The organism is Alsobacter sp. P4_H11, assembly GCF_056400925.1.
Genome location: NZ_JBFUKI010000001.1, coordinates 102,025 through 122,145 on the forward strand (window position 1 = coordinate 102,025; position 20,121 = coordinate 122,145).

Here is a 20,121-nt window from a genome sequence, read left to right on the forward strand (position 1 = left end):
ATAGGCTTGCAAACAAGACAAAAATTTAACAAAGTCCAAAATGGCGCACAGGAGTTATTCAGTGCCGGAATTCCACCACGTGTTTATTACACGCTTCAATCTTGCCGCGCCTGGCCGTGACGCGAGGCACAGAGCCTCGAAAAACTGGCTGGAGCACAGGGTGGACCTGTTTCAACGCTTCTGCCTGCCGAGCGTGCTTGCGCAAAGCGTCGGTGACATTCACTGGCTCTTGTATTGTGACCTGGATACGCCGCCGGCGATTAAAAGCCAGCTGCAGGCGATGACCGCAGGGGACGCGCGGATCCAGTGGCTTTTCGGACGGCTCAGCGATTTTCCGCTTCACGCGATCCAGCGCCGTGTCGCCGATCTCGCGCCCGCGTCGGCGCGCTGGCAGCTGACCACTCAATTGGACAACGACGACTCACTGCCGCGGGACTACGTCGCGTGCGTGCAGGAGCAGGCCCGAATCGGACGCACGGAAGTGTTGAACTTTCCGGATGGGTACGTCCTGGCGCATGACAAGCTCTATAACTTTCGGCATCTCAGGAACCCGTTCTGCACCGTGTCCGAGGACCTTCGATCGAATCAGACCGTGATGTCGGCCGCCCACATGGTGATCGACCGCATCGCGCCGATCCGGCAAGTCTGCGAGGGCAAGAGGATGTGGATCCAGAACGTCCACGGTCGCAATGTCTCAAACCGGATTCGAGGGGTTCGCGTCCGCTACACGGATGACGGACGCTTCCCTGTACTGCGCAGCCAGACCGTCCAGAACCCGAGCCGGTCGGCCATGGTCGTTGAGCGCGCTTTGCTCCACCCGATGCGCCTGGGCCGTGAAGCCGGCATTCGGCTCGCCAAGCAGGCGATCGGCGGATTGAAGCGCTCAGACTGAGTCCGATCACACCGCCTCACGACATCGGCGTTCCGGCCATCAGGCCGCCGTCGATCGAGAAGGCGCTTCCGGTGCAGAATGCGGCTTCGTCGCTGAGCACATAGGCCAGCAGGGCCGCGACTTCGTCCGGCGTTCCGTAGCGTTTGAGCGGGAGGCGGGCGAGAGAGGCCCGCGCGGCGGCTTGCGGGTTTTCGGGCGCGAAGCCGTGCTCGATGTTGTGGATCATCGCGGTGTCGATCGGCCCGGGATGGAGGGTGTTCACCCTTACGCCCTGCGGAGCCCCCTCCAGCGCGGCGCAGCGCATCAGGCCGAGCACCGCATGTTTGCTGGCCACATAAGGCGCCATGGCTGGGCTGCCGCGCAGGCCGGCGGTCGAGGAGGTGAGGACGATCGATCCGCCACCCTGGCGCTTCATCAGCGGCATCAGACGGCTCAGGCCGATGAACGGGCCGCGGACGTTGATCGCCATCACGCGATCGAAGTCCGCGACCTCGGCCGCTCCGAGCATCGCGATCTTGCCCTCGGTCCCGGCGTTCAGGAACGCGCCGTCGATGCGCCCGAAGGCGTCGAGCGCCGCCTGGATCGCGTCGTCCATGGCGCTTTCCTGCGTGATGTCGCCGACGCTGCACACCACGCGTCCGCCGAGTTCGCCCGCCAGAGCATCCAGCGGCTCGCGCGTGATGTCGGTCAGCACGAGCTGCGCGCCCTCGGCGGCGAGACGGCGCGCCGCAGCCCTGCCGATCCCGCCGGTCGCGCCGGTGATCAGGACGGTCTTGCCGGCGAAACGGGTGTGCGTGGTCATGAGGTCGGTTTCCGATTTTGTCGGGCTGGCAACTCGAGTTCGAGCAGCGTGCCGCTGAGGCTTTTGCCATGGGGATCGAGGGCGAGCGAGCGTGTGACGCCGCCGCCCAGCGCGCCCGTCATCACGAAGTTCAGCGAACCAATTCCCGGCAGTTCGTAGCGCACCACGTCACCGTGGACGACGCCTGTGAACAGCGCCTTCACGCGCTCGGCGGTGACGTGCTCCACGAGGAACGCGTAGTCGCCGGGTTCGTACGCGATCACCGAGATGTTGGAGATGTCGCCTTTGTCGCCCGCGCGGGCGTGGGCGAGTTCGCGCAGCCGCATCCTAGGCCTCCAGCCAATGAACGGTCGGGACCACGAGCGACCGCGGCACCAGCGCAGAAGCCGCCGCGACGACCTGCCGTGCCGACCAGGTCGCGCCGCCGCCCCCGGCCGGTCCGTTGATCCAGACCGCCTCCACCTCGCGGCCGATGCGCTGGGCGTCCTGCAAGCTCCCGGTGCGGCCTGCGACGCGGGCGCGAACGTCCAGGACCTCGGCGTCGGGCCTTGGTCCGCGGTAAACGGAGTCGACGCCGATCACCTCCAGCCGGAGCTCCGAAACGGCGACGCCGAGCATCCGCAGGCGCTCCTCCACGATGGCGAGCGCGAGCCGCGCCCGGGCCTCGGCGCCGGTTCCCGCATAGGAAATCTGGCCCTCGCCGATGAAGCCGTCATGGTAGCCGATCGTGACCTTGAGGCTGTCCGTTCGGGGCGAGCCGCCCCCTCCTGAAAGCCGCACGCGGTCCGGTCCAACCTGCTCGAAACGCGCGCTCGTGAAGTCGGCGACGACGTCCGGCTGGATGTACCGCGCCGGATCATGCACCTCGTACAGCAGTTGCTCCTTGCAGGTGCGCAGGCTGAGTTCGCCTCCGGAGCCGTCGACCTTCCCGAACAGCGCGCCGCCATCGGCGTCGACCTCCGCGAAAGGAAAGCCGAGGCGTGCGAGACCGGCCACGTCTTTGACGCCAGGATCCGCGAAGTAGCCGCCCGTCAGTTGCGAGCCGCATTCCAGCAGGTGCCCGATCAGCGCGCCGCGGCCGAGGCGCTCCCAATCGTCCTCGCGCCAGCCGAATTCGTGCGCGAGCGGGGCCATGAACAGCGCCGGATCGCCCACCCGGCCTGTAATCACCACGTCCGCGCCGCCCGCCAACGCCTCCACGATCGGGGCGACGCCCAGATAGGCGTTCGCGGAGATCGCCCGGTCGGCGATATCCGCGAAGGCTGCGGGTCCATCGGTGAGCGCGGGGCTGGTCTCCCGCACCTGGTCGAGCACATCGTCGCCGAGCACATAGGCGATCTTCAGCCCGGCGAATCCGAGCTCGCGGGCGATGGATGCGATGGCGTGCGCGGCCGCCGCAGGGTTCGCCGCGCCCATGTTGCTGACGATGCGCACGCGGTTGCGGCGACAGGCCGGAAGCACCGCGCGCATCCGCTCATCGAGAAGCCTGTCATACCCGGCGTTCGGGTCCTGCAGCCGCGCCTGCTGGGCGAGCGCGATGGTGCGCTCGGCCAGGCACTCGAAAACCAGGTAATCGAGGTCGCCCTTCTCGGCGAGCTCCACGGCCGGCTCGATGCGGTCGCCGCCGAACCCCGAGCCTGCGCCGATCCTGATCGTCTTCAAGGGACGGCTCCGCCGCGATGCGCCGCCATGGCGTCACTCCGCCTCGATTCCGGCTTCCTTGACGAGCGTCGTCCACTTGGCGACCTCGCTCTTCACATAGGCCGAGAAGGTCTCGACGGACTGAGGCTGCGCCTCGATGCCGAGCGTCGCGAAGCGCTCCTTGACCTCGGGCATGGCCAGAACGGCATTCACCTCGCGGTTGAGCCGCTCGATGACGTCCTTGGGCGTTCCCGCCGGCGCGAAAAGCCCGGTCCAGGAGGCGAGGTCGAAATCCTTCACGGCTGTTTCGTCGATCGTCGGCAGGTCGGGGGCGAGGGTGCTGCGCGCCTTGGTGGTCACCGCCAGCGCCCGCAGCGAGCCCGCCTGCACGGAGGTGACGGCCGACGACATGTCGCAGAACATGATGTTGACGCGGCCGCCCATCACATCCGTGAGGGCAGGGGGGTTGCTGCGGTAGGGCACTTTCAGCATCTGCACGCCCGACCCCCGGGCGAAGCTCTCCGCCATCACGATGCTGGTCGAGCTCCCCGCCGCATAGGTCACGTCACCGGGCTTCGCCTTGGCCAGCGCCACGAGCTCGGCGACGTTCTTCACCGGAAGCTTGGGGTCGACCACCAGGAAATAGGAAAACACGCCCGTGTGCGCGATGGGCGCGAAATCCTTGATGGGGTCGTAGTTCAGCTTCTTGTAGAGCGCGCTGTTGGAGCCGTGGGTGGAGTTGGTGCCCAGGAGCAGCGTGTATCCGTCCGCGGCCGCGCGGGACACCGCCGTCGTCGCGATCGCGCCCGTGGCGCCGATGCGGTTCTCGACAACGAAGCCCTGGCCCAGGCGAGGCGCGAGGTATTGGCCGAGGATGCGGGCCGCCGTGTCGCTGCCGCTGCCGGCCGCGAAGGGCACCACGATGGTGATGAGCTTGGTCGGATAAGTCTGGGCGCCGGCCGGAGCCGCGATCCCCACACAAGCCAGCAAGCCCAGCACGGCTTTCGCCAAGCTCCTCATCGTCATCTCCCTTAGCCGCGTCTCGCCGACGTCATTGTGCGTGCGCGTTGGACCGGCGCACGTCGTCAGGGCACGTTAGAGTCACAACGGGGAGGGATCAACTAAAAGGTCTGATTATTTCAATGATCGCCAGAAAGGCAGGATCATGCCGGCTCGGCGCCCGCCGCAGCCGTTGAAGTCGCGATGTCTCGATAGCCGCTGACATGCCGGTCCATGCGCTTGAAGGCGGCGTCCTCGTCCTGGTCGCGGATGGCTTTCAGGATCACCGTATGCGCCTTGACGGCGACGGCCCGCAGTTCGGGCGTGGTGACGTGCTGGTAGTCCATGGCGTCCCGGATGGGCGTCGCGATCGCCTCCATCAGGGCCATCAGGGGCTCGTTGCGGCTGGCCCGCGCGATGGCGAGATGCCAGTCCAGGTTGATGTTCTTGTAGACGGCCACGTCGTCCACGGAGGCCACGAACTGCTGGTGGATCGCGTCCATCTCGGCCAGCTGCTCGTCGGTGCGATGCCGGGCGGCGAGGCGCGCCAGCGTCGGCTCCACGGCCACGCGGCACTCCAGCAGCGAATCCAGGCGAATGCCGTGCGTGCGCACGAACAGCTCCACCGACCGCGCCACGGACGCCCGGCCGGGCAGCGTCACCATGGAGCCGCCGGTCCGGCCGACCTTGGTGGTGATCAGCCCTTCCGATTCCAGCACGCGCAGGGCGTCGCGCACCGATGTCCGGCTTAGCCCGGACTCGACCACGAGGTCTCGTTCGGTGGGAAGAAAGCTCCCAGGAGTGATCTGGCCCTTCACGATCAGTTCGCGCAGCCGCGTCGCCAGGATGTCCGACGCCTTCGGAACCACAACCGGCGAAATGAGCGTGTTCATCTTGATCGTCATGCAGGTCTCCCCGCGCCTGTATCGGTCATTCCCGCGGAATGGTCCAACTGTTTACTAGAGACCCATGTAGGTTTCCTGAATGGATCGATCCGCCAGGAATTGCGCGGCTGTCCCGGAGCGCGCGATGCGGCCGTGATCGAGGATATGCGCCTCGTCGGCGATCTCCAGGACCTCGGTGACGCGCTGCTCGACGATCACGACCGTGAGCCCTTCCTCCCGCGCCAGGCGGGTGACGATCTCGAGCACCCGCTCGGCCATGAGGGGCGAAAGACCCACCGAAGGTTCGTCCAGCAGCAGCAGGGTAGGCCGGCACATCAGCGCCCGAGCGATGGCGCACATCTGCCGTTCGCCGCCCGATAGTTTGCCGGCGTGCTGGTCGCGACGCTCCAGCAGGATCGGGAAGGCGTCCATCACCTCGCGCATGCGCGCCGCCAGATGCGGCCTCGCGGTCGGCGCGTAGGCGCCCAGCTGCAGGTTCTCCTGCACGGTCATGAACGGAAACAGGCGCCCGCCCTCGGGCACCAGCGCCAGGCCGAGGCCCGGGAGCGCGTCGGCGCGGGCGCCCGTGATGTCCCGGCCATCGAAGGTGACGCGCCCGCGGCTCGGCTTGATCAATCCCGCGATGGTGGCGAGCAACGTGGTCTTTCCGGCCCCGTTCGCGCCGACGATCGCCGTCACCGCGCCCTTGGGCACACGGAAGGCCACGTCATGCAGCACCGGCATGTCGTTGTAGCCAGCCGAGAGATCTTCGACGACGAGATGATCGCTCATGCGCGCCTCTTGCCCACATAGGCCTCGATCACCTCGGGGTCGGACAGGACGTCCTCGGCCGACCCTTCGCGCAGCATCTTGCCCCGGTTCATCACGATGACGCGCCGCGAGAAAGCGCGCACGACCTTGAGATTGTGCTCAATCACCAGGAAGGCCACGCCGCCGGCGTTCAGCGTGTGCACCATCTCGATGATGTCCTGCACCTCGGTCTGGTTCAGCCCCGCCATCACTTCGTCCAGCAGGACGATCTGCGGCTCCATGGCCAGCGCCCGCGCGACTTCCAGCCGGCGCCGTTCGCCCAGCGTGAGATCGCCGGCCCGGTCGCCCGCCCGCTTGGCGAGGCCAACGAGCTCCAGCGCCTCGGCGGCCTTGGCGGCGGCGGCCGGAAGGGAGCGGTGGTGCAGGAAGGCGCCCACCATGCCGTTCTCCAGCACGCTCAGCGATGTCAGCGTCTGGGAGATCTGGAAGGTCCGGCCAAACCCCAGCCGCGCCCGCTCGTTCGGCCGTAACGGCCCGATGTCCCGGCCCCGAAACAAAATCTTGCCGCTCGACGGCGGCAACTGGCCGGTCAGCAGGTTGAACAGCGTCGTCTTGCCGGCTCCGTTCGGCCCGATGATGCTGACGATCTCGCCTGGCGCTACGTCGAAGCTGACGGCGTCCACGGCGCGCAGGCCCCCGAAATGGCGCGACGCGCCTTGCACCTGAAGAAAAGCGCCCGTCATCGGCCGGCTCCCTTCGCGGCGCCCGGCCGGCTCCACAACGACTTCAGGCCGCCCACGATGCCGCGGCGCAGAAATAGGGCCGTCAGCATCAGGATGAAGCCGAGCACGATCAGGTTCGCGCCCGGGATCGACCCGCCGAGCTCGGCCCGCAGCCAGCTTTCGAGCGGGATGATCAGCAGCGCGCCCAGCATCGGGCCGTAGATCGTCCCGATCCCGCCGATCAGGGCGATCAGGGCCATCTTCACGCCGATGTCGAACAGCGAGAACAGGGTCGGCGGGTCGGCGACGCGCACATACATGATGTAGAGCACGCCGCCCATGCCGGTGAGCGCCGCGCTGATCGCCATTCCGGCGAGCTTGGTGCGCAGCACGTCGATGCCGGCCGCCGCGGCCGCATCCTCGTTGTCGCGGACGGCCTGCAGCGAATAGCCGAGCCGGCTGCGGGTCACGGCCGCCATGACGACGAGACAGACGGCCAGGAAGCCGAGCATCAGCACGGCGTAGGACAGCCGGTCCCGGAAGATCATGTTCTGGAGTCCCGCCCGAAACGGGATCGAGACGCCGCGCGAGCCGCCGGTGAAACGGTCGAAGTAGAGCGAGAGCGACAGCAGCACCTCCGTCATCGCCATGGTGGCGATGGCGAAAAACGGCCCCCGCAGGCGAAACACCGGCCACGAGATCAGGACGCCGAGCACGGCCGACAGCAAAGCGGCGGGCAGGAGCGCCAGCCAGGGCGAGACTTGCAGGCCGAGATAGAGATTGCTGACCGTGAAGGCGCCGATCGCGAAGAAGACGCTGTGCCCGAGCGAGAACTGCCCGCCGAGCCCGCCGATGATGTTCCACGCGGTCGCCAGCCCGGCGAACAGAAACGTGCTGGCGAGGATGTTCAGCGTGAAGCTGTCGCCGGACATGGCCGCCACCAGCGCGCCCAGCGCCGCCAGGGCCCCGAAGGTGACGGGCAGCTCATGGCGCAGCGTCTTCACGCCGCCTGTTTTGCGCCAGGCGAGGCGCTGCTCACGATTGCTCACGGAGCCCCACTTCCTCCGCGCCCGCGACGCCGAAGAGACCGGCGGGGCGAATGATCAAGACGGCGATGAAAACGAGGAACAGCACGGCGTGCTTGAGCGCAGGATCCAGGTAGAAGCCCGCCAGCGCCTCCGTCAGCCCCACGATGAAGCCGCCCACATAGGCGCCCGCGACGCTGCCCAGCCCGCCCAGCACCACCACCGCGAAGGCCGGCATGATGAAGTTCATGCCGATCTGCGGCGACATGGAATAGAGCGGCGCGAGGAGGCAGCCGGCGAGCCCGGCCAGCGCCGCGCCGACGCCGAAGCTCACCATGTACATGCGCTCGACATTGATCCCCATCAGCCGCGCGGCCTTGCGGTCCTGCGCCACCGCGCGGATCGCCTTGCCCGGGAGGGTGACGCGTAGCCACCAGCCGAGCGCGCCCGCCACCACGGTGGCGGCGACCAGCACGAGGATGCGGGCCAGCGGCATCTGCACGGGCCCAAGCGACATGGAAATCTGCGCGGCGGCCGAGTTGACGCTGAGGCTCACGCCGCGCGTCAGCGCCAGCACCACGTTCTCCAGAACCATGAGGAGGCCGAAGGTGGCGAAGACCTGCATCATCGGCTCGCCCTGCAACGGCCGCAGCAGGATCCAGTAAACGACGCAGCCCAGAGCAAACAACGCCGGCGCGACCACCACCGGGGCGATGTAGGGGTCCATCCCCATCGCCATTTGGGCCGCGAACGCGCCGTACATGCCCAGCATCACGAACTCGCCCTGGGCGAAGTTGACGATGCGGATCACGCCGAAGATGAGGTTCAGGCCCACGCTGACGAGGCTGTAGATGCCGCCCAGCAAAAGGCCGATCGCCACGATGTTGAGAAATTCGGCCACGAGGGGCTCTCCGGTTGCGAGCTTGGGGCGAGGGCGCCGGGACGCCCCCGCCCACGGCGTCAGGCTCGGGGAACGTTGATGACCGAGACGCCCTCGGACGCCGCCTCGGTGGGGTAGACGGCCTTGACGGCGCCGCCCTGCCACTGCGCGACGACCGGCAGCGCCCGGGTGTTCTGCATCTTGTCGTCGAACTTCACCCCGTAGCCGGTCTCGTAGGCCCCGAGCGGCTTGTCCATGGCGGCCGCCGCCTTGATGACCTTCTCGAATTCGACGCTGCCGGCGGCCTTGATGGCCTCGAACAGGATTTTCATGCCCACGAAGGCGTTCATGCCCTGCGGGGCGACGGGGTCGCGGCCGAGCTTGTCGCGATAGAGCTTCAGGAAGGCGCCCGCGCCGGGCCCGTACTTCTCGCTCACGTCCGGCCGGGGGTAGGACACCAGCAGGATGCCGTCGAGGTAGTCCTTGCCGATGGCCTCCAGCGTCTCCTTGGTGTCGCCGACGCCGCACGACATCATGGCGGCGGGCTTGAAGCCCTGGTCGCGGGCGGCCCGCAGCAGCAGGTTCGTGTCCACCACATAGGCGGTGCTGATCCAGACGTCGGGCGCGAAGTTCTTCGCGCGCAGAATGGAATCCGTGACGTCGATCGCCTTGGCGCTGTGCGAGCCGATGCCGACCGTGACGCCGGCCGCCTTGAACAGGCGCTGCTGCTCCAGCGCGATGGACGTGCCGTAGGCCGAGTCCTCGTGCTCGATCCAGACCTTCAGGTCCTTGGGCTGCTTGTTCAGCTTCGCGCCCACCACCTTGATGGCGCCTTCCACGGCGCGGGACGCGAACTCGTTGCTGCTCGGGCCCGTGCGCACGAAGTTGGGAAGCCCCCGGTCGGTCAGGTCGCGCGCCAGCGCATTGGTTTCCCAGTAGAGCTTGCCGTAGTTCAGCGCGCTCTCGCTCGCCGCGTTGGAGATGGCTGTCACATAGGTGCCGGCCAGGATGTCGACCTTGTCGCGCCCGACGAGCTGCTCCACCGCGCCGATGCCCTCCTGCGCCGAGGTGGCGTTGCCGCGCACGATCTGGACCTGACGGCCAAGCAGGCCGCCCTGGGCGTTCGCCCATTCGGCCGCGAGTTCGTAGCAGCGGGTCACCTCGTCGCCATATTGCGCCATCGCGCCCGAATAGGGGTTCACGGCCCCGATCTTGATCGGCGCGCCCTGCGCGAAGCTGGCGCGTGAACCGGCCATGATGGCCGCGCCCGCCGCCAGGGCTCCAAACTGCCGTCTCGTGAGCGTCATGCTGTCCTCCCGCTGTGTTTTTTTGTTTGGTGTCGTTCTAGCCGGCGCGGCGCTGATCCGGCCGCATGCCGCACCGTTTCGCCCCGCTGCGCTCCGCGTCCAGCGCGTAGACCGGGCGGTCGTCGATCATCCGCTTGGTCGCGACCACCGCGCCGTAGACGGTCTCCGCCGCCCCGGCGTCGATGAACCCGCCATTCAGGTCGGCCTCCACGGCCGCAAGGTCGCGATCGAGCGGATCGCCGAAGCCGCCGCCGCCCGGCGAGCCGAGATGGAAGCTGTCGCCGGCCGCGAAGGGGACCTTCTCGGCCTTGCTGCGCATGGGCGGGATCCACGTCTTTCCGCCCGTATGAAGTTCGACGCTGTTGGGCGCGGCCGAAGTCCCGCCCTGCACGCCGAATGGCGCATGGTCGACACGGTCGCCGAGGATGGACACCACCGCGTCCGAGAGCGTCTCGATCTCGTAATGCGAGCCGCACCCGCCGCGGTGCATGCCGGCTCCGCCGGAGCCCTCGCGCACCCCATAGCTGCGGAAGCGCACGGGGTAGCGATGCTCCGACATCTCAACCGACATGAACTTGGCCATGGAGCCCGGCGGCGTGCCGTTCAGCAGACCGTCCGACGCCTGACTGGCTCCATAACCGCCCGGATAGGGATACACGGCGACAAAATACTTGCCGGTCGCCGGATGACGGCCAGAGACCGTCGCCACGCCGGTGGTGCCGAACGGCGCGGCGGGCGTGTGCTCCGGAATGGCCTGAGCCAGCGCGCCGAACACCACGTCGACGATGCGCTGCGTGACGTCGGTCGTGCCGCCCACCGCCGAGGGATACTCCGCCGCCAGGATGCTCGGCTTCGGGATCACGAACTTCGCCGGCCGGAACGCGCCGCCGCTCACCGGCGCCTCCGGGAAGATGTGCTTCAGCGCCACGAGGCAGAGCGAACGCGTGGTCGCGTCCGAGATGTTCATCGGGCCGGCCGCCCTGGCGGACGTGCCCGTGAAATCGAATGTCATGTCCGATCCCGCCACCGTGACGGCGAGCGCCACCGTCAAGGGCTCGTCCACCACGCCGTCATTGTCGAAATAGTCGGTGATCCGGTACGTGCCGTCGGGGATTTCCGCGATATAGGAGCGCATCTCGGCCTCCGAGCGGCGCATCATCTCGTCCATGCAGGACTTGAGAACGTCCGCGCCGTAGCGGGCCACCAGCGCGTCCAGCCCGCGGCGTCCGAGGCTGAAGACGTTGGTCATCGCTTCCAGGTCGCCCAGCAGCTGCTGCGGCAGCCGCACATTGGCGGTGATCAGCCCCACCACGGCGTCGTTGCGCTTGCCGTTCTCGAACAGCCGCAACGGCGGAATGATGATCCCTTCCTGATGGATCTCGCGCGCCGTCGGCGCCCAGCCGCCCGGCACGCTGCCGCCCATGTCCATCCAGTGGCCGGTGTTGGCGAAGAGCGCGAACAGCTTGCCGTCCACGAAATGCGGCGACACGAGCACCACGTCGTTGAGATGCGTGCCGCTCAGATAGGGGTCGTTGGTGATCCAGACGTCCCCCGGCCTGAAGCCGCCGGCCGCCTCCGCGATCGGGATCAGCCGCTGCACGGTGAACTGCATGTTGGCGAGGAACATCGGCAGGCCATACCCGCCCTGCGCGATGGTCTCGCCGGTCGTGGGCTCATAGAGGCCGTGCGCGCAGTCGTTGGTCTCCGAGATGATGGGCGAGAGCGCCGCCCGGATGAGATGCAGGTCCATCTCGTCCGCGATCTGCTCCAGGGCGCCGCGAACCACGGCGAGCGTCACCGGATCCATGTCAGGCCACCTCGATCAGGATGTTGCCGAAGGCGTCGACCCTGGCGTGCATGCCGGGCTCGACCACGCTGGTGGTGTCCGCCTGCTCGATGATGGCGGGGCCGTCGAAGACCATGCCGGGCGACAAGGCCGTCCGGTCATAGATCGGCGTACGCTTCCAGCCGCCGAAATACACGTCGCGGTGGTCGCGGACCGGGGCGGCGCGATGCTCCAGCCGGCCGGGCGCGCTGGCCGGCTTCGCCCGCACGCCCTGGACGGCCGTTTTCAGGCCGACCAGCACGACCGGGATGTCGCCCAGCACATTGCCGTATTCCAGCCGGTAGACCTCCTCGAAGGCCTGCACCATGCGGGCGTGGTCCCAGGACGGCTCCACGGCGGCGCGCAGCGTGTGGATCTGGCCGAGATAGGACATCTCGGCCGCATGCGAGACCGCCACGGTGTCGAGCGGCGTGCCGCTGGCGGCGAGCCGCTCCTCGCCCTCGCGGCGCTGGCGGGTGAGCACCTCGCTCACGAAGGTCGGCGCGACCTCGGCCAACGGCGTCTCCACCGTCTGGGAGAGGTCGTAGCGCAGGTCCGCGACCGCGCAGCCGAGCGCGCAGAGCACGCCCGGATGCGGCGGCAGCAGCATGGTGCGGATGCCGACCTCGCGCATGATTGCCGCGCCGTGCAGCGGCCCCGCGCCGCCGAACGCCACGAGCGCGAAGTCGCGCGGATCGTGTCCCTGCTCGACGCTGAGCAGGCGCGTGCGGCGCGCCATCACGTGATCCACGATGGTCAGGATGGCTTCCGCCGTCTGCTCGACGCCGAGGCCCAGCGGCTCGCCCAGCTTCGCCATGGCGACGCGGGCGCCCTCCACGTCGAGGCGTGTTAGATGCTTCATGCCGATCGGATGCTCGGCGTTGATGCGCCCCAGCACCGCGTTTGCGTCCGTGACGGTCGGCTCAACGCCGCCGCGGCCAAAGCACACCGGCCCCGGCACGGCGCCGGCGCTGCGCGGCCCGACCTGCAGGGTGCCGCCACGATCCAGAAAAGCGATGCTGCCGCCGCCCGCGCCGATCGTGTGCACGTCGATCATGGGCAGCCGCAGCGGCACGCGGAAGTCGAGCTCCGTGGTCTCGGCGATCCGCGGCGCGCCGTTCACCACCACGGCGACGTCGTAGCTGGTGCCGCCCATGTCGCCCGTGATCACGTGCGTGAAGCCCGCCTCGGCGGCGAGCCGCGCCGCAGCCATCACGCCGGCCGCCGGGCCGGAGCGCACGATGTTGGCGGCTCGCTGCGACAGCTGCGACAGCGGGATGAGCCCGCCATTGGACTGCATCACCAGCGTCTGGCGCTCGAATCCGAGTTCGCCGAGCCTCTCGGTGAGATTGCGGGCATAGCGGGACACGAGCGGCTGTAGATAGGCCTGCACGGTCGCCGTGCTGGTCCGCTCGAACTCGTAGTATTCGCGCACCACGTCGCTGGAGATCACGACCTCCCAGGCCGGGTTGGCGGCCTGGACGATCTCCTTCGCGCGGCGCTCATGCGCCGGGTTGGCGTAGGCGTGCAGAAACGAGATCACCACGGCGTCGATCGGCTCTCCCGCGAGGGCGCCGGCGAGACGCTGCAGGCCGGCCTCGTCCAGCGGCGTCAGCACCTCGCCGCGATGGTCGAGGCGCTCCTCGACCTCCCAGCGCATCTCGCGCGGGATCAGCGGCTGCTGCACTCCGGTGAGGCCGTACATGCGTTGCCGGTCGCGGCGGCCCAGCTCCAGGATGTCGCGGAAACCCTGCGTGGTGATCAGCGCGCAGCGCGCCCCGCGTCGCTCGATCACCGCATTGGTCGCGATGGTGGTGCCGTGCAGGATCACGTCCAGCGAAGCCGGCGCGGCGCCGACCGCCTTCAGGGCGTCGATCAGCCCGCGGCTGGGGTCGTCCGGCGTGGACGGCACCTTTAGCACCGCGTCTACGCTCAGGCCGTCGGCCGAGTAGAACAGGTCGGTGAACGTGCCGCCCACGTCGATGCCAACGATTCCGCCCATGGCGCGTCCCGCTCTCTAAGCTTGCGTGCGCGACAGGCGCGGCAGCGCCTCCGCGATCGTGGCGTCGTCCCAGCCGAGCCGCTCGCGCAGCACGGCGGCGGTGTCGGCGCCGAGGAGGTGGCTGGGCTCCAGCGTGCGGCGCGGCGCGCCCGCGTAGCGCAGCGGCGAGTGCTGCACCACGATGCGGCCGAGCTCCGGGTGGTCCTGCCATTGCAGCGAACCGCGCGCGTGCATGTTGGGGTCGTTCACGACCTCCTCGAGGTCGCGCACCGGCGCGCAGGGCACCTTGTTGGCCATCAGCGCCTGGAACGCCTCTTCCTTGGTGCGCTGGCTCGTCCAGGCGGTCACGAGCGCATCCACATCGTCCATGGCGGCGACGCGAAGCTTCAGGCTGGCGAAGCGCGGTTCCTCGGCCAGCTCCGGCCGGCCCATGGTCCGCACCAGCGAAGCCCAGTGCGCGTCGCCGACGCAGATGATCGCGATCCAGCCGTCGCTGGTCGGGTAGACGTTGTAGGGCGCCTCGGCGAGGCCGCCGTGGCGGTTGCCGGTGCGCGGGGGAGGCGGGTTCTCGGCGCCGCGCTGGCCCCAGAACATGCCGAGGCTGGAGCTCAGCGACGGGTACACGGCGTCCTGCATGGCGACTTCAAGCTTGCGCGCCACCCCGGTGCGCTCACGCTCGAACAGCGCGGTCGCGATTGCGCCGTAGAGATGCACCCCGGCGAAGAAATCGCACAGGGCCGGGCCGGCCTTCACGGGCGGGCGATCCGGAAAGCCGGTCGTGCTCATCACGCCCGCCATGGCCTGGACGGTCAGGTCCATGGCCGGGTAGTTGCGATAGGGCCCGTCGCTGCCAAAGCCCGAGCTGGACGCGTAGATCAGGCGTGGATTGAGCGCCTGCAGCACGTCGGCCCCCAGGCCGAGGCGCTCCATGGCTCCCGGCGCAAAGTTCTCCACCAGCACGTCGGCGTCGCGCACCAGGTCGCGCAGCGCGGCCTTGCCCTCCTCGGCCTTCAGGTCGAGCACCACGCACTGCTTGCAGGCGTTCAGCATCGCGAAGGGCAGGGCGGCTCCGCCCACCACGCCCCTGCGCCGCAGCGGCTCGCCGCCCGGGGGCTCGATCTTGATCACCGTCGCGCCCGCGGCCGCCATCAGGAACGTCGCGTAGGGGCCGTTGTAGATCTGGCTGAGGTCAATCACCACCACGCCGTCGAGCGGCTGGCGCGCGCTGTCCGGCGTCGGAGATGTGGCAGTCCCGTTCGCGAGGCTCACGAGGCGCGTCCCTTTCTGGCGTCACGGCGGAAGGCCGACCAGCGATGCACGGGCCACATGTCCTGGTCCTCGCCGTGCCCGGTCTTGCCGTTGATCGTCCACTCGATCAGGCCGTTGCTGTCGATGAAGCTGTGGCGGTTGATGATGATGCCGCTGAGCCGGCGGCCGGTCGCGTGGAGGTCGCGCCCGAACTCGTCCTTCGCCTCGATCGTGATGGTCGAAACGATCCCGGTCTGCGGATCGCGCTCGACGCTGCGCCGGCCGGACACGAGGTCGCCGATCTTGCCGTCCCTGATCATGAACCCGTAGGCGATCGGGTCCGCCTCGTCGTTCCACTTGGTCACCGCCAAGAATGCATCCTCCGGCGACGCGATGCCGGTCACATAGGCGCTCTTGCCGGGCCGGTGCTCGGGGCGGGGACCCCAACTCCGGTCGCGAATGGCGTAGCAGTCGATCGGAATGCGCTCGCCGTGCAGGACGATCTCGCCCGTTAAATGACCGAACTGGTCGAAGTGATTGAGATGCTTGAATGAAGAATCGCCCTTGCGCAGCGGGCGCGCCGGCATCACGGCGTCGAAAGTCAGGTCGACGCTCAGGCGGTCCTCGTCCTCAAAGCCAATCGCATAACGCTTCAGCGGCTCGAGTGCCTTGATCCTGACGCCGGTCGGCAGGGCGATATCGGAGAGGTTCTGGTCCCGGGGCAGGCGCAATGCTGTGTAGTTGGCCGAGTAGGGCACTTCCCAGGGGACCACGGCCGTCTCGTCCCAGATCCAGCACCCGCCCGCGATCGTCCCGATATTGGGTCGCGCCATGCTGTAGAGCCATCCGCCGAGCTTGCGCTCGGGGTTGCAGAACGCGAACCAGGCGGTTTCGGTCTCCCACCACCGATCGCTCATCTGATCGAAATGAAAGTCGTCGTCCCGGGCGGTGAACGGCGAGGCGGGGGCGGTCTCAGACATGGTCGGTTCCGGAGCTGGTCAATGGGGGGAAGCTGCGGTTCGCGAGGCCGCCCGACGCGGAGGCGGCGAGTTCGCCGTCGCGTGCGACGCTCGCGGCGAAAAATCGGAGCGCGGTCTCGAACGGCGCTCGCCCGGCCTTCAGGGCGGCGCTGAGCTGCGCCATTCCGGCCGCCACCGTCGCGGGGCGCTCGCCCAGCAGCGCCGCGAGTTCGTCCCGCTCCTGCGCCTCCAGCGTCGGTCCGAGCCGGTCGTGCTCGCGCAGGAACTTCACCACCTTGGCGGCGTTCTTGGCCGCCGTGACGACGCCCGCGTCAGCGCTCGCCTCCGCGATGTCATGGCGCAGCTCGTTCAGCACGTGATCGAACAACGCCGTGCGGTCCGACGCCGGCGCGCGAATCGGCTGCGCCGGCGGCAGCGTGACGCCCGTCGCATCCGCGAGCGCGGCGACAAGGAGGCGCCGGTTCAGGGCGCGCGACACGATGGAGTTCGCCGGCAGCCCCGTGACGTTACGGTGCCGGATAATCACCACGCGGGTCGACACGAAGACGCGGTGGTAGCGAATGCGCGTGAGGTCGGGCTTGGCGCCCGTCAGCCGGCCGTACTCCCGCAGGCACGCCGCAAAGTCGGGCACCGGCTCCATCACGCAACGCATCGAGAACCAGGCGAGGTCCTCCATCGGGTCGCCCGGATGCGCGAGCTCCCAATCGAGCAAGGCCGTCAGCCGTCCGTTGTCGAACAGGAAGTTGCCGGGCCCCGCGTCGCCATGGACGAGCACCGGTCGCCCGGCCGGCTCGGGGACGTTTTGGTCGAGCCACGCCAGCGCGAAGTCGATCAGCGGATCGGCCGTTCCGGCCTCGTCATACATGGCGCGCCAGGCGGCGAGTTCGCGGCGCACGCAGTCGGCCATCGTGGAAGCGTCGTCGAGGCCGGGCAGGCGCATGCCGGCCGTCGACGTCCCGTGCAGGGTCGCGAGCGCCGCCACGAAATCTTTTGCGATCGCGGCGCGCTCGGCCTGGTCGCCGATCCGGCGATAGTCAGCGCGGCCGGGGACGCGTTCGGTCAGGATCGCCTGCGAGGTGGGGTGAACGGCGATGAGCCGGGGCGCCGGCACGCTGGTGCCGCCGAGCGCCTTGTAGAACTCCGCCTCGCGCCAGACCGTATAGGGCTCGGCTGAGGGCGGCCGCGGCGGCTGGTAGCGCAGGTAGAGCGGCTCGACGCCCGACCCCGTGTCGACGTCCACCGCCCAGGAGCGGCACCGGTTGCCGCCGCTGATCTGACGCCAGTCGACGATCGACGCGCCGGTCTCGTGCTGGATCCAGGCGCGGAGTTCGTCGGTGCTGGCCGCCCGGCCTTCGGCCGCGCCATGCGTCTCGACTGGCCGCTTTGCCGGCTCGTGGTTCAACGGAGCGTTTCCTCGTTTGCTTGCCACGACGATAAGAGGCTCGACAACGCCGTGCAAGTAAATTATCAGACCTTATAAAAGAGCGATGAATTAGGGAGGCTCAGGGATGGCCGGTCTGTTTTTTGACGAACTCACCGTCGGGCAGGTGTTTCGCCACGAGATCCGGCGCACCGTCACGGAGGCGGACAATGTCTGGTTCAGCTGCGTCACGCACAATCCGGCCTATCTGCACCTCGACGAGGAGTATTGCCGGACCGAGACGGAGTTCGGGCAGCGCCTCGTCAACAGCGCCTTCACGCTCGGCCTGATGGTGGGCATCTCGGTCGGCGACACCACGCTCGGCACCGCGATCGCCAATCTGGGCTGGGACGAGGTGCGCTTCCCCAAGCCGCTGTTCCACGGCGACACCGTCCGCGTTGAGACCGAGGTGGTCGAACTGCGCGAAAGCCGGTCGCGACCCGAAGCCGGGATCGTGGTTTTCCTGCATCGCGCCTTCAACCAGCGCAACGAGCTCGTCGCCCACTGCAAGCGCTCCGGCCTGCAGCGCAAGAGGCCTGCGGCATGACGCTCCGGTCCTTTCTGTTCGTTCCCGGCGATAGCGAGAAGAAGCTCGCCAAGGGCGCCGGCTCGGGCGCTGACGCGCTGATCCTCGACCTCGAAGATTCGGTTGCGCCCTCCCGCAAGGCGTTGGCGCGCGACATGGTGCGCGAGTACCTCGCCGCCCCGCGCATGGGCGGGTCGGAGCTGTGGGTGCGCATGAACCCGCTCGCGGATGGCGGCCTCGACGACCTCGTCGGCGTGGTCCGGGCCGCGCCGGACGGGATCGTGGTCCCCAAAGCGGACGGCCCGGCCGACCTCGTCCGCATCAGCGCCTTCCTGGATGCGCTGGAGCGTCGTGACGGCGTCGCCAAGCCGATCCGGCTGCTGCCGGTCGCGACCGAGACCCCGAAGGCGCCCTTCGGTCTCGCGCACTATCACGACACGCCGCTGCCGCGCCTGTTCGGGCTGACCTGGGGCGCCGAGGACCTCAGCACGGCGGTGGGCGCCAGCACCAATCGGGACCCGTCGGGCCAATGGGCCTTCACCTACCGGATGGTGCGGTCGCAGTGCCTCCTGGCCGCCAAGGCTTGCGGCGTCGCCGCGATCGAGACGCTCTACGCCGATTTCCGCGACGATGCCGGCCTGCGGGCCGACTGCGCCGAAGCGTCCCGCGAGGGCTTCACCGGCCGCATCGCCATCCATCCCGACCAGGTGGCGGGCATCAACGAGGCGTTTTCGCCGTCGCAGTCCGAAATCGACCACGCCCGGCGTGTCGTGGATGCGTTCTCGGCCAGCCCGGGCATCGGCGTCGTCGGACTCGACGGCAAGATGCTGGACATCCCGCATCTCAGGCAGGCCGAACAGGTGCTCGCCCGCGCGGCCGCGATCGCCGGCCGGGCCGGAGCGCGCGCCTGATGCGGGAGGCCGGCACACCGGGCGCCGCGCGGCGCGTCAACGATACAGCCGGGCTCGTGCGGCTGCTTTCGGCGGGCGACCGCATCTTCCTGCCGGGCGCCGGCGCCGAGGTTCCGGCGCTTGTGGATGCGCTCTGCGCCGCCGATGCGCCGCCTCTCCGTATCACGGGCACTTTCGTGCCCGGCATCAACCCGGCCCCGCTGGAGCGTTTGCCCGAGGGCTCCACCTGGTCCAGCACCTTCGCGCTGCCCGCGCCTCCCGGCTCGCAGGCGGGCGGACGCTTGCGGCACCTGCCGATGTCCTATGGCGCCTACGCGTCCCACCTGCGGGGCGCGGAGTTCGACGTCGGCTTCGTCCACTTGTCGCCGCCGGATTCCGACGGCCTCTGCTCCTTCGGCGTCGCGGTGGAGTTCACCCCCATCGCGCTGAAGCGCTGCCGGCGCATTTTCGCGGTGATCAACCCGCGCATGCCGCGCATTCCGGGCGCCGAGACATTCGCGCTCGCCCAGGCCGACGCCGTTCTGGAATTGGACGCGCCGTTGCGCGAATATGATGTAGGCGCGCCGTCTCCTCAGGCCTCGCGCATCGCCGCCTTGATCGCCGGCTTCGTGACAGACGGGTCGACGCTTCAGGTCGGGCTCGGCAAGACCCCCGACGCGCTGATGCGCATGGTCGCCGACCGCCGGGGGCTGCGTCTCCACTCCGGCATGCTGTCGGACGCGGCGCGGCTGCTGGCTGAAGGCGGCGCGCTCGACCCGGACGCCCCGCACGTCAGTTGCGTCCATGTCGGCACGGCTGGCTATTACGACTGGCTCGCCCATCGCAACGACTTCGCCGTGCGGGCCTGCGACTTCACGCATGGGCCCGCGACGCTGGCCGGCCTGCCGCGGCTCGTCGCCGTGAACTCGGCGCTGAGCGTCGACCTGTTCGGCCAGGCCAATCTGGAAATGCTGGACGGCCGCATGATCAGCGGCGTCGGCGGCGCGGCGGACTTCGCGCAGGCCGCAAGCCTCGCGCATGACGGCGTCAGCATCATCGCGCTGCCGGCGACCTCCGGCCGCAACGCCGTGTCGCGCATCATGGCGCGCCTCGATGGCGTCTGCTCGCTGCCGCGCAACGTCATCGACGTGGTGATCACCGAGCACGGCGTGGCGGACCTGCGCGGCCTCGCCGTGACCGAACGCGCCGAGCGACTGGTCGCCATCGCGGCCCCGGTGCATCGCGGAGCGCTGCAGGACGCCTGGAAGGACATCGCCGCGCGGTTCTGAACGCGCCGCAACAGGGAA

The 20,121-nt window shown here is 68.8% G+C and carries 19 protein-coding genes; 4 read left to right on the top strand and 15 right to left on the bottom strand.

Translation table 11 applies throughout. The features are described from left to right. Nucleotides 1-61 precede the first annotated feature (61 nt). Nucleotides 62-892 (top strand): glycosyltransferase, encoded by an 831-nt coding sequence (locus AC1DSZ_RS00425; protein WP_476836431.1) that lies wholly within the window; start codon nt 62-64, stop codon nt 890-892. Between the two features lie 16 nt (nt 893-908). Here AC1DSZ_RS00425 and AC1DSZ_RS00430 read toward each other — a convergent pair whose 3' ends face one another. From AC1DSZ_RS00430 to AC1DSZ_RS00500, 15 genes are all read right to left on the bottom strand, one after another. Continuing rightward, nucleotides 909-1,694 carry an SDR family NAD(P)-dependent oxidoreductase gene (locus AC1DSZ_RS00430; protein ID WP_476836432.1) on the bottom strand — a complete coding sequence of 262 codons (786 nt, stop codon included), beginning with the start codon at nt 1,692-1,694 and terminating at the stop codon, nt 909-911. Further along, nucleotides 1,691-2,020, bottom strand: coding sequence for an AtuA-related protein (locus AC1DSZ_RS00435; protein WP_476836433.1), 330 nt, complete (start codon nt 2,018-2,020; stop codon nt 1,691-1,693). The genes AC1DSZ_RS00430 and AC1DSZ_RS00435 overlap by 4 nt, the downstream gene beginning before the upstream one ends. Before the next feature lies 1 nt (nt 2,021). Beyond that, nucleotides 2,022-3,356, bottom strand: coding sequence for an acyclic terpene utilization AtuA family protein (locus tag AC1DSZ_RS00440; RefSeq protein WP_476836434.1), 1,335 nt, complete (start codon nt 3,354-3,356; stop codon nt 2,022-2,024). 33 nt (nt 3,357-3,389) lie between these two features. Continuing rightward, the gene (locus AC1DSZ_RS00445; RefSeq protein ID WP_476836435.1) at nt 3,390-4,355 is read right to left on the bottom strand and encodes a Bug family tripartite tricarboxylate transporter substrate binding protein; all 966 of its coding nucleotides are present in this window, start codon (nt 4,353-4,355) and stop codon (nt 3,390-3,392) included. A 143-nt stretch (nt 4,356-4,498) separates the two neighbouring features. After that, nucleotides 4,499-5,239 (bottom strand): FadR/GntR family transcriptional regulator, encoded by a 741-nt coding sequence (locus AC1DSZ_RS00450; protein WP_476836436.1) that lies wholly within the window; start codon nt 5,237-5,239, stop codon nt 4,499-4,501. Between the two features lie 54 nt (nt 5,240-5,293). Next, nucleotides 5,294-6,010: an ABC transporter ATP-binding protein gene (locus AC1DSZ_RS00455; RefSeq protein WP_476836437.1), complete on the bottom strand. Its 717-nt coding sequence runs from the start codon at nt 6,008-6,010 to the stop codon at nt 5,294-5,296. Then, the gene (locus tag AC1DSZ_RS00460) at nt 6,007-6,732 is read right to left on the bottom strand and encodes an ABC transporter ATP-binding protein (RefSeq protein WP_476836438.1); all 726 of its coding nucleotides are present in this window, start codon (nt 6,730-6,732) and stop codon (nt 6,007-6,009) included. Before AC1DSZ_RS00460 ends, AC1DSZ_RS00455 begins: the two co-directional genes overlap by 4 nt. Further along, nucleotides 6,729-7,760 carry a branched-chain amino acid ABC transporter permease gene (locus tag AC1DSZ_RS00465; RefSeq protein WP_476836439.1) on the bottom strand — a complete coding sequence of 344 codons (1,032 nt, stop codon included), beginning with the start codon at nt 7,758-7,760 and terminating at the stop codon, nt 6,729-6,731. The genes AC1DSZ_RS00460 and AC1DSZ_RS00465 overlap by 4 nt, the downstream gene beginning before the upstream one ends. Then, nucleotides 7,747-8,637 (bottom strand): branched-chain amino acid ABC transporter permease, encoded by an 891-nt coding sequence (locus AC1DSZ_RS00470; RefSeq protein ID WP_476836440.1) that lies wholly within the window; start codon nt 8,635-8,637, stop codon nt 7,747-7,749. The genes AC1DSZ_RS00465 and AC1DSZ_RS00470 overlap by 14 nt, the downstream gene beginning before the upstream one ends. 59 nt (nt 8,638-8,696) lie before the next feature. Further along, a complete protein-coding gene (locus tag AC1DSZ_RS00475; RefSeq protein WP_476836441.1) occupies nt 8,697-9,923 on the bottom strand; it encodes an ABC transporter substrate-binding protein in 1,227 nt (408 codons plus the stop codon). Between the two features lie 37 nt (nt 9,924-9,960). Beyond that, nucleotides 9,961-11,730: a hydantoinase B/oxoprolinase family protein gene (locus AC1DSZ_RS00480; protein ID WP_476836442.1), complete on the bottom strand. Its 1,770-nt coding sequence runs from the start codon at nt 11,728-11,730 to the stop codon at nt 9,961-9,963. A gap of 1 nt (nt 11,731) precedes the next feature. After that, complete coding sequence (locus tag AC1DSZ_RS00485) at nt 11,732-13,750, bottom strand: hydantoinase/oxoprolinase family protein (protein ID WP_476836443.1); 2,019 nt, start codon at nt 13,748-13,750, stop codon at nt 11,732-11,734. A gap of 15 nt (nt 13,751-13,765) precedes the next feature. Beyond that, nucleotides 13,766-15,019 carry a CaiB/BaiF CoA transferase family protein gene (locus AC1DSZ_RS00490; protein WP_476836444.1) on the bottom strand — a complete coding sequence of 418 codons (1,254 nt, stop codon included), beginning with the start codon at nt 15,017-15,019 and terminating at the stop codon, nt 13,766-13,768. Next, nucleotides 15,016-15,978, bottom strand: a complete 963-nt coding sequence (locus AC1DSZ_RS00495; protein ID WP_476836445.1) for a DUF7065 domain-containing protein — start codon at nt 15,976-15,978, stop codon at nt 15,016-15,018. The genes AC1DSZ_RS00490 and AC1DSZ_RS00495 overlap by 4 nt, the downstream gene beginning before the upstream one ends. Then, the gene (locus AC1DSZ_RS00500) at nt 15,971-17,380 is read right to left on the bottom strand and encodes a phosphotransferase family protein (protein ID WP_476836446.1); all 1,410 of its coding nucleotides are present in this window, start codon (nt 17,378-17,380) and stop codon (nt 15,971-15,973) included. Before AC1DSZ_RS00500 ends, AC1DSZ_RS00495 begins: the two co-directional genes overlap by 8 nt. Nucleotides 17,381-17,486: 106 nt before the next feature. Here AC1DSZ_RS00500 and AC1DSZ_RS00505 point away from each other — a divergent pair, with 106 nt between their 5' ends. Genes AC1DSZ_RS00505 through AC1DSZ_RS00515 form a run of 3 tightly spaced genes read left to right on the top strand, consistent with a single transcriptional unit; the run spans nt 17,487 to nt 20,103 of the window. Then, complete coding sequence (locus AC1DSZ_RS00505; protein ID WP_476836447.1) at nt 17,487-17,945, top strand: MaoC family dehydratase; 459 nt, start codon at nt 17,487-17,489, stop codon at nt 17,943-17,945. Beyond that, on the top strand, nt 17,942-18,835 hold the full coding sequence (locus AC1DSZ_RS00510) for an HpcH/HpaI aldolase/citrate lyase family protein (RefSeq protein ID WP_476836448.1): 894 nt from the start codon (nt 17,942-17,944) through the stop codon (nt 18,833-18,835). The genes AC1DSZ_RS00505 and AC1DSZ_RS00510 overlap by 4 nt, the downstream gene beginning before the upstream one ends. Then, nucleotides 18,835-20,103, top strand: coding sequence for an acetyl-CoA hydrolase/transferase family protein (locus AC1DSZ_RS00515; RefSeq protein ID WP_476836449.1), 1,269 nt, complete (start codon nt 18,835-18,837; stop codon nt 20,101-20,103). Before AC1DSZ_RS00510 ends, AC1DSZ_RS00515 begins: the two co-directional genes overlap by 1 nt. The last annotated feature ends 18 nt before the right edge of the window (nt 20,104-20,121 follow it).

Excerpts from the sequence above, each read along its gene's own strand:
- AC1DSZ_RS00430 (WP_476836432.1), bottom strand. The coding sequence starts at position 1,694 with ATGACCACGCACACCCGTTTCGCCGGCAAGACCGTCCTGATCACCGGC.
- AC1DSZ_RS00435 (WP_476836433.1), bottom strand. The coding sequence starts at position 2,020 with ATGCGGCTGCGCGAACTCGCCCACGCCCGCGCGGGCGACAAAGGCGAC.
- AC1DSZ_RS00445 (WP_476836435.1), bottom strand. The coding sequence starts at position 4,355 with ATGAGGAGCTTGGCGAAAGCCGTGCTGGGCTTGCTGGCTTGTGTGGGG.
- AC1DSZ_RS00450 (WP_476836436.1), bottom strand. The coding sequence starts at position 5,239 with ATGACGATCAAGATGAACACGCTCATTTCGCCGGTTGTGGTTCCGAAG.
- AC1DSZ_RS00455 (WP_476836437.1), bottom strand. The coding sequence starts at position 6,010 with ATGAGCGATCATCTCGTCGTCGAAGATCTCTCGGCTGGCTACAACGAC.
- AC1DSZ_RS00460 (WP_476836438.1), bottom strand. The coding sequence starts at position 6,732 with ATGACGGGCGCTTTTCTTCAGGTGCAAGGCGCGTCGCGCCATTTCGGG.
- AC1DSZ_RS00475 (WP_476836441.1), bottom strand. The coding sequence starts at position 9,923 with ATGACGCTCACGAGACGGCAGTTTGGAGCCCTGGCGGCGGGCGCGGCC.
- AC1DSZ_RS00480 (WP_476836442.1), bottom strand. The coding sequence starts at position 11,730 with ATGGATCCGGTGACGCTCGCCGTGGTTCGCGGCGCCCTGGAGCAGATC.
- AC1DSZ_RS00485 (WP_476836443.1), bottom strand. The coding sequence starts at position 13,750 with ATGGGCGGAATCGTTGGCATCGACGTGGGCGGCACGTTCACCGACCTG.
- AC1DSZ_RS00495 (WP_476836445.1), bottom strand. The coding sequence starts at position 15,978 with ATGTCTGAGACCGCCCCCGCCTCGCCGTTCACCGCCCGGGACGACGAC.
- AC1DSZ_RS00505 (WP_476836447.1), top strand. The coding sequence starts at position 17,487 with ATGGCCGGTCTGTTTTTTGACGAACTCACCGTCGGGCAGGTGTTTCGC.
- AC1DSZ_RS00510 (WP_476836448.1), top strand. The coding sequence starts at position 17,942 with ATGACGCTCCGGTCCTTTCTGTTCGTTCCCGGCGATAGCGAGAAGAAG.
- AC1DSZ_RS00515 (WP_476836449.1), top strand. The coding sequence starts at position 18,835 with ATGCGGGAGGCCGGCACACCGGGCGCCGCGCGGCGCGTCAACGATACA.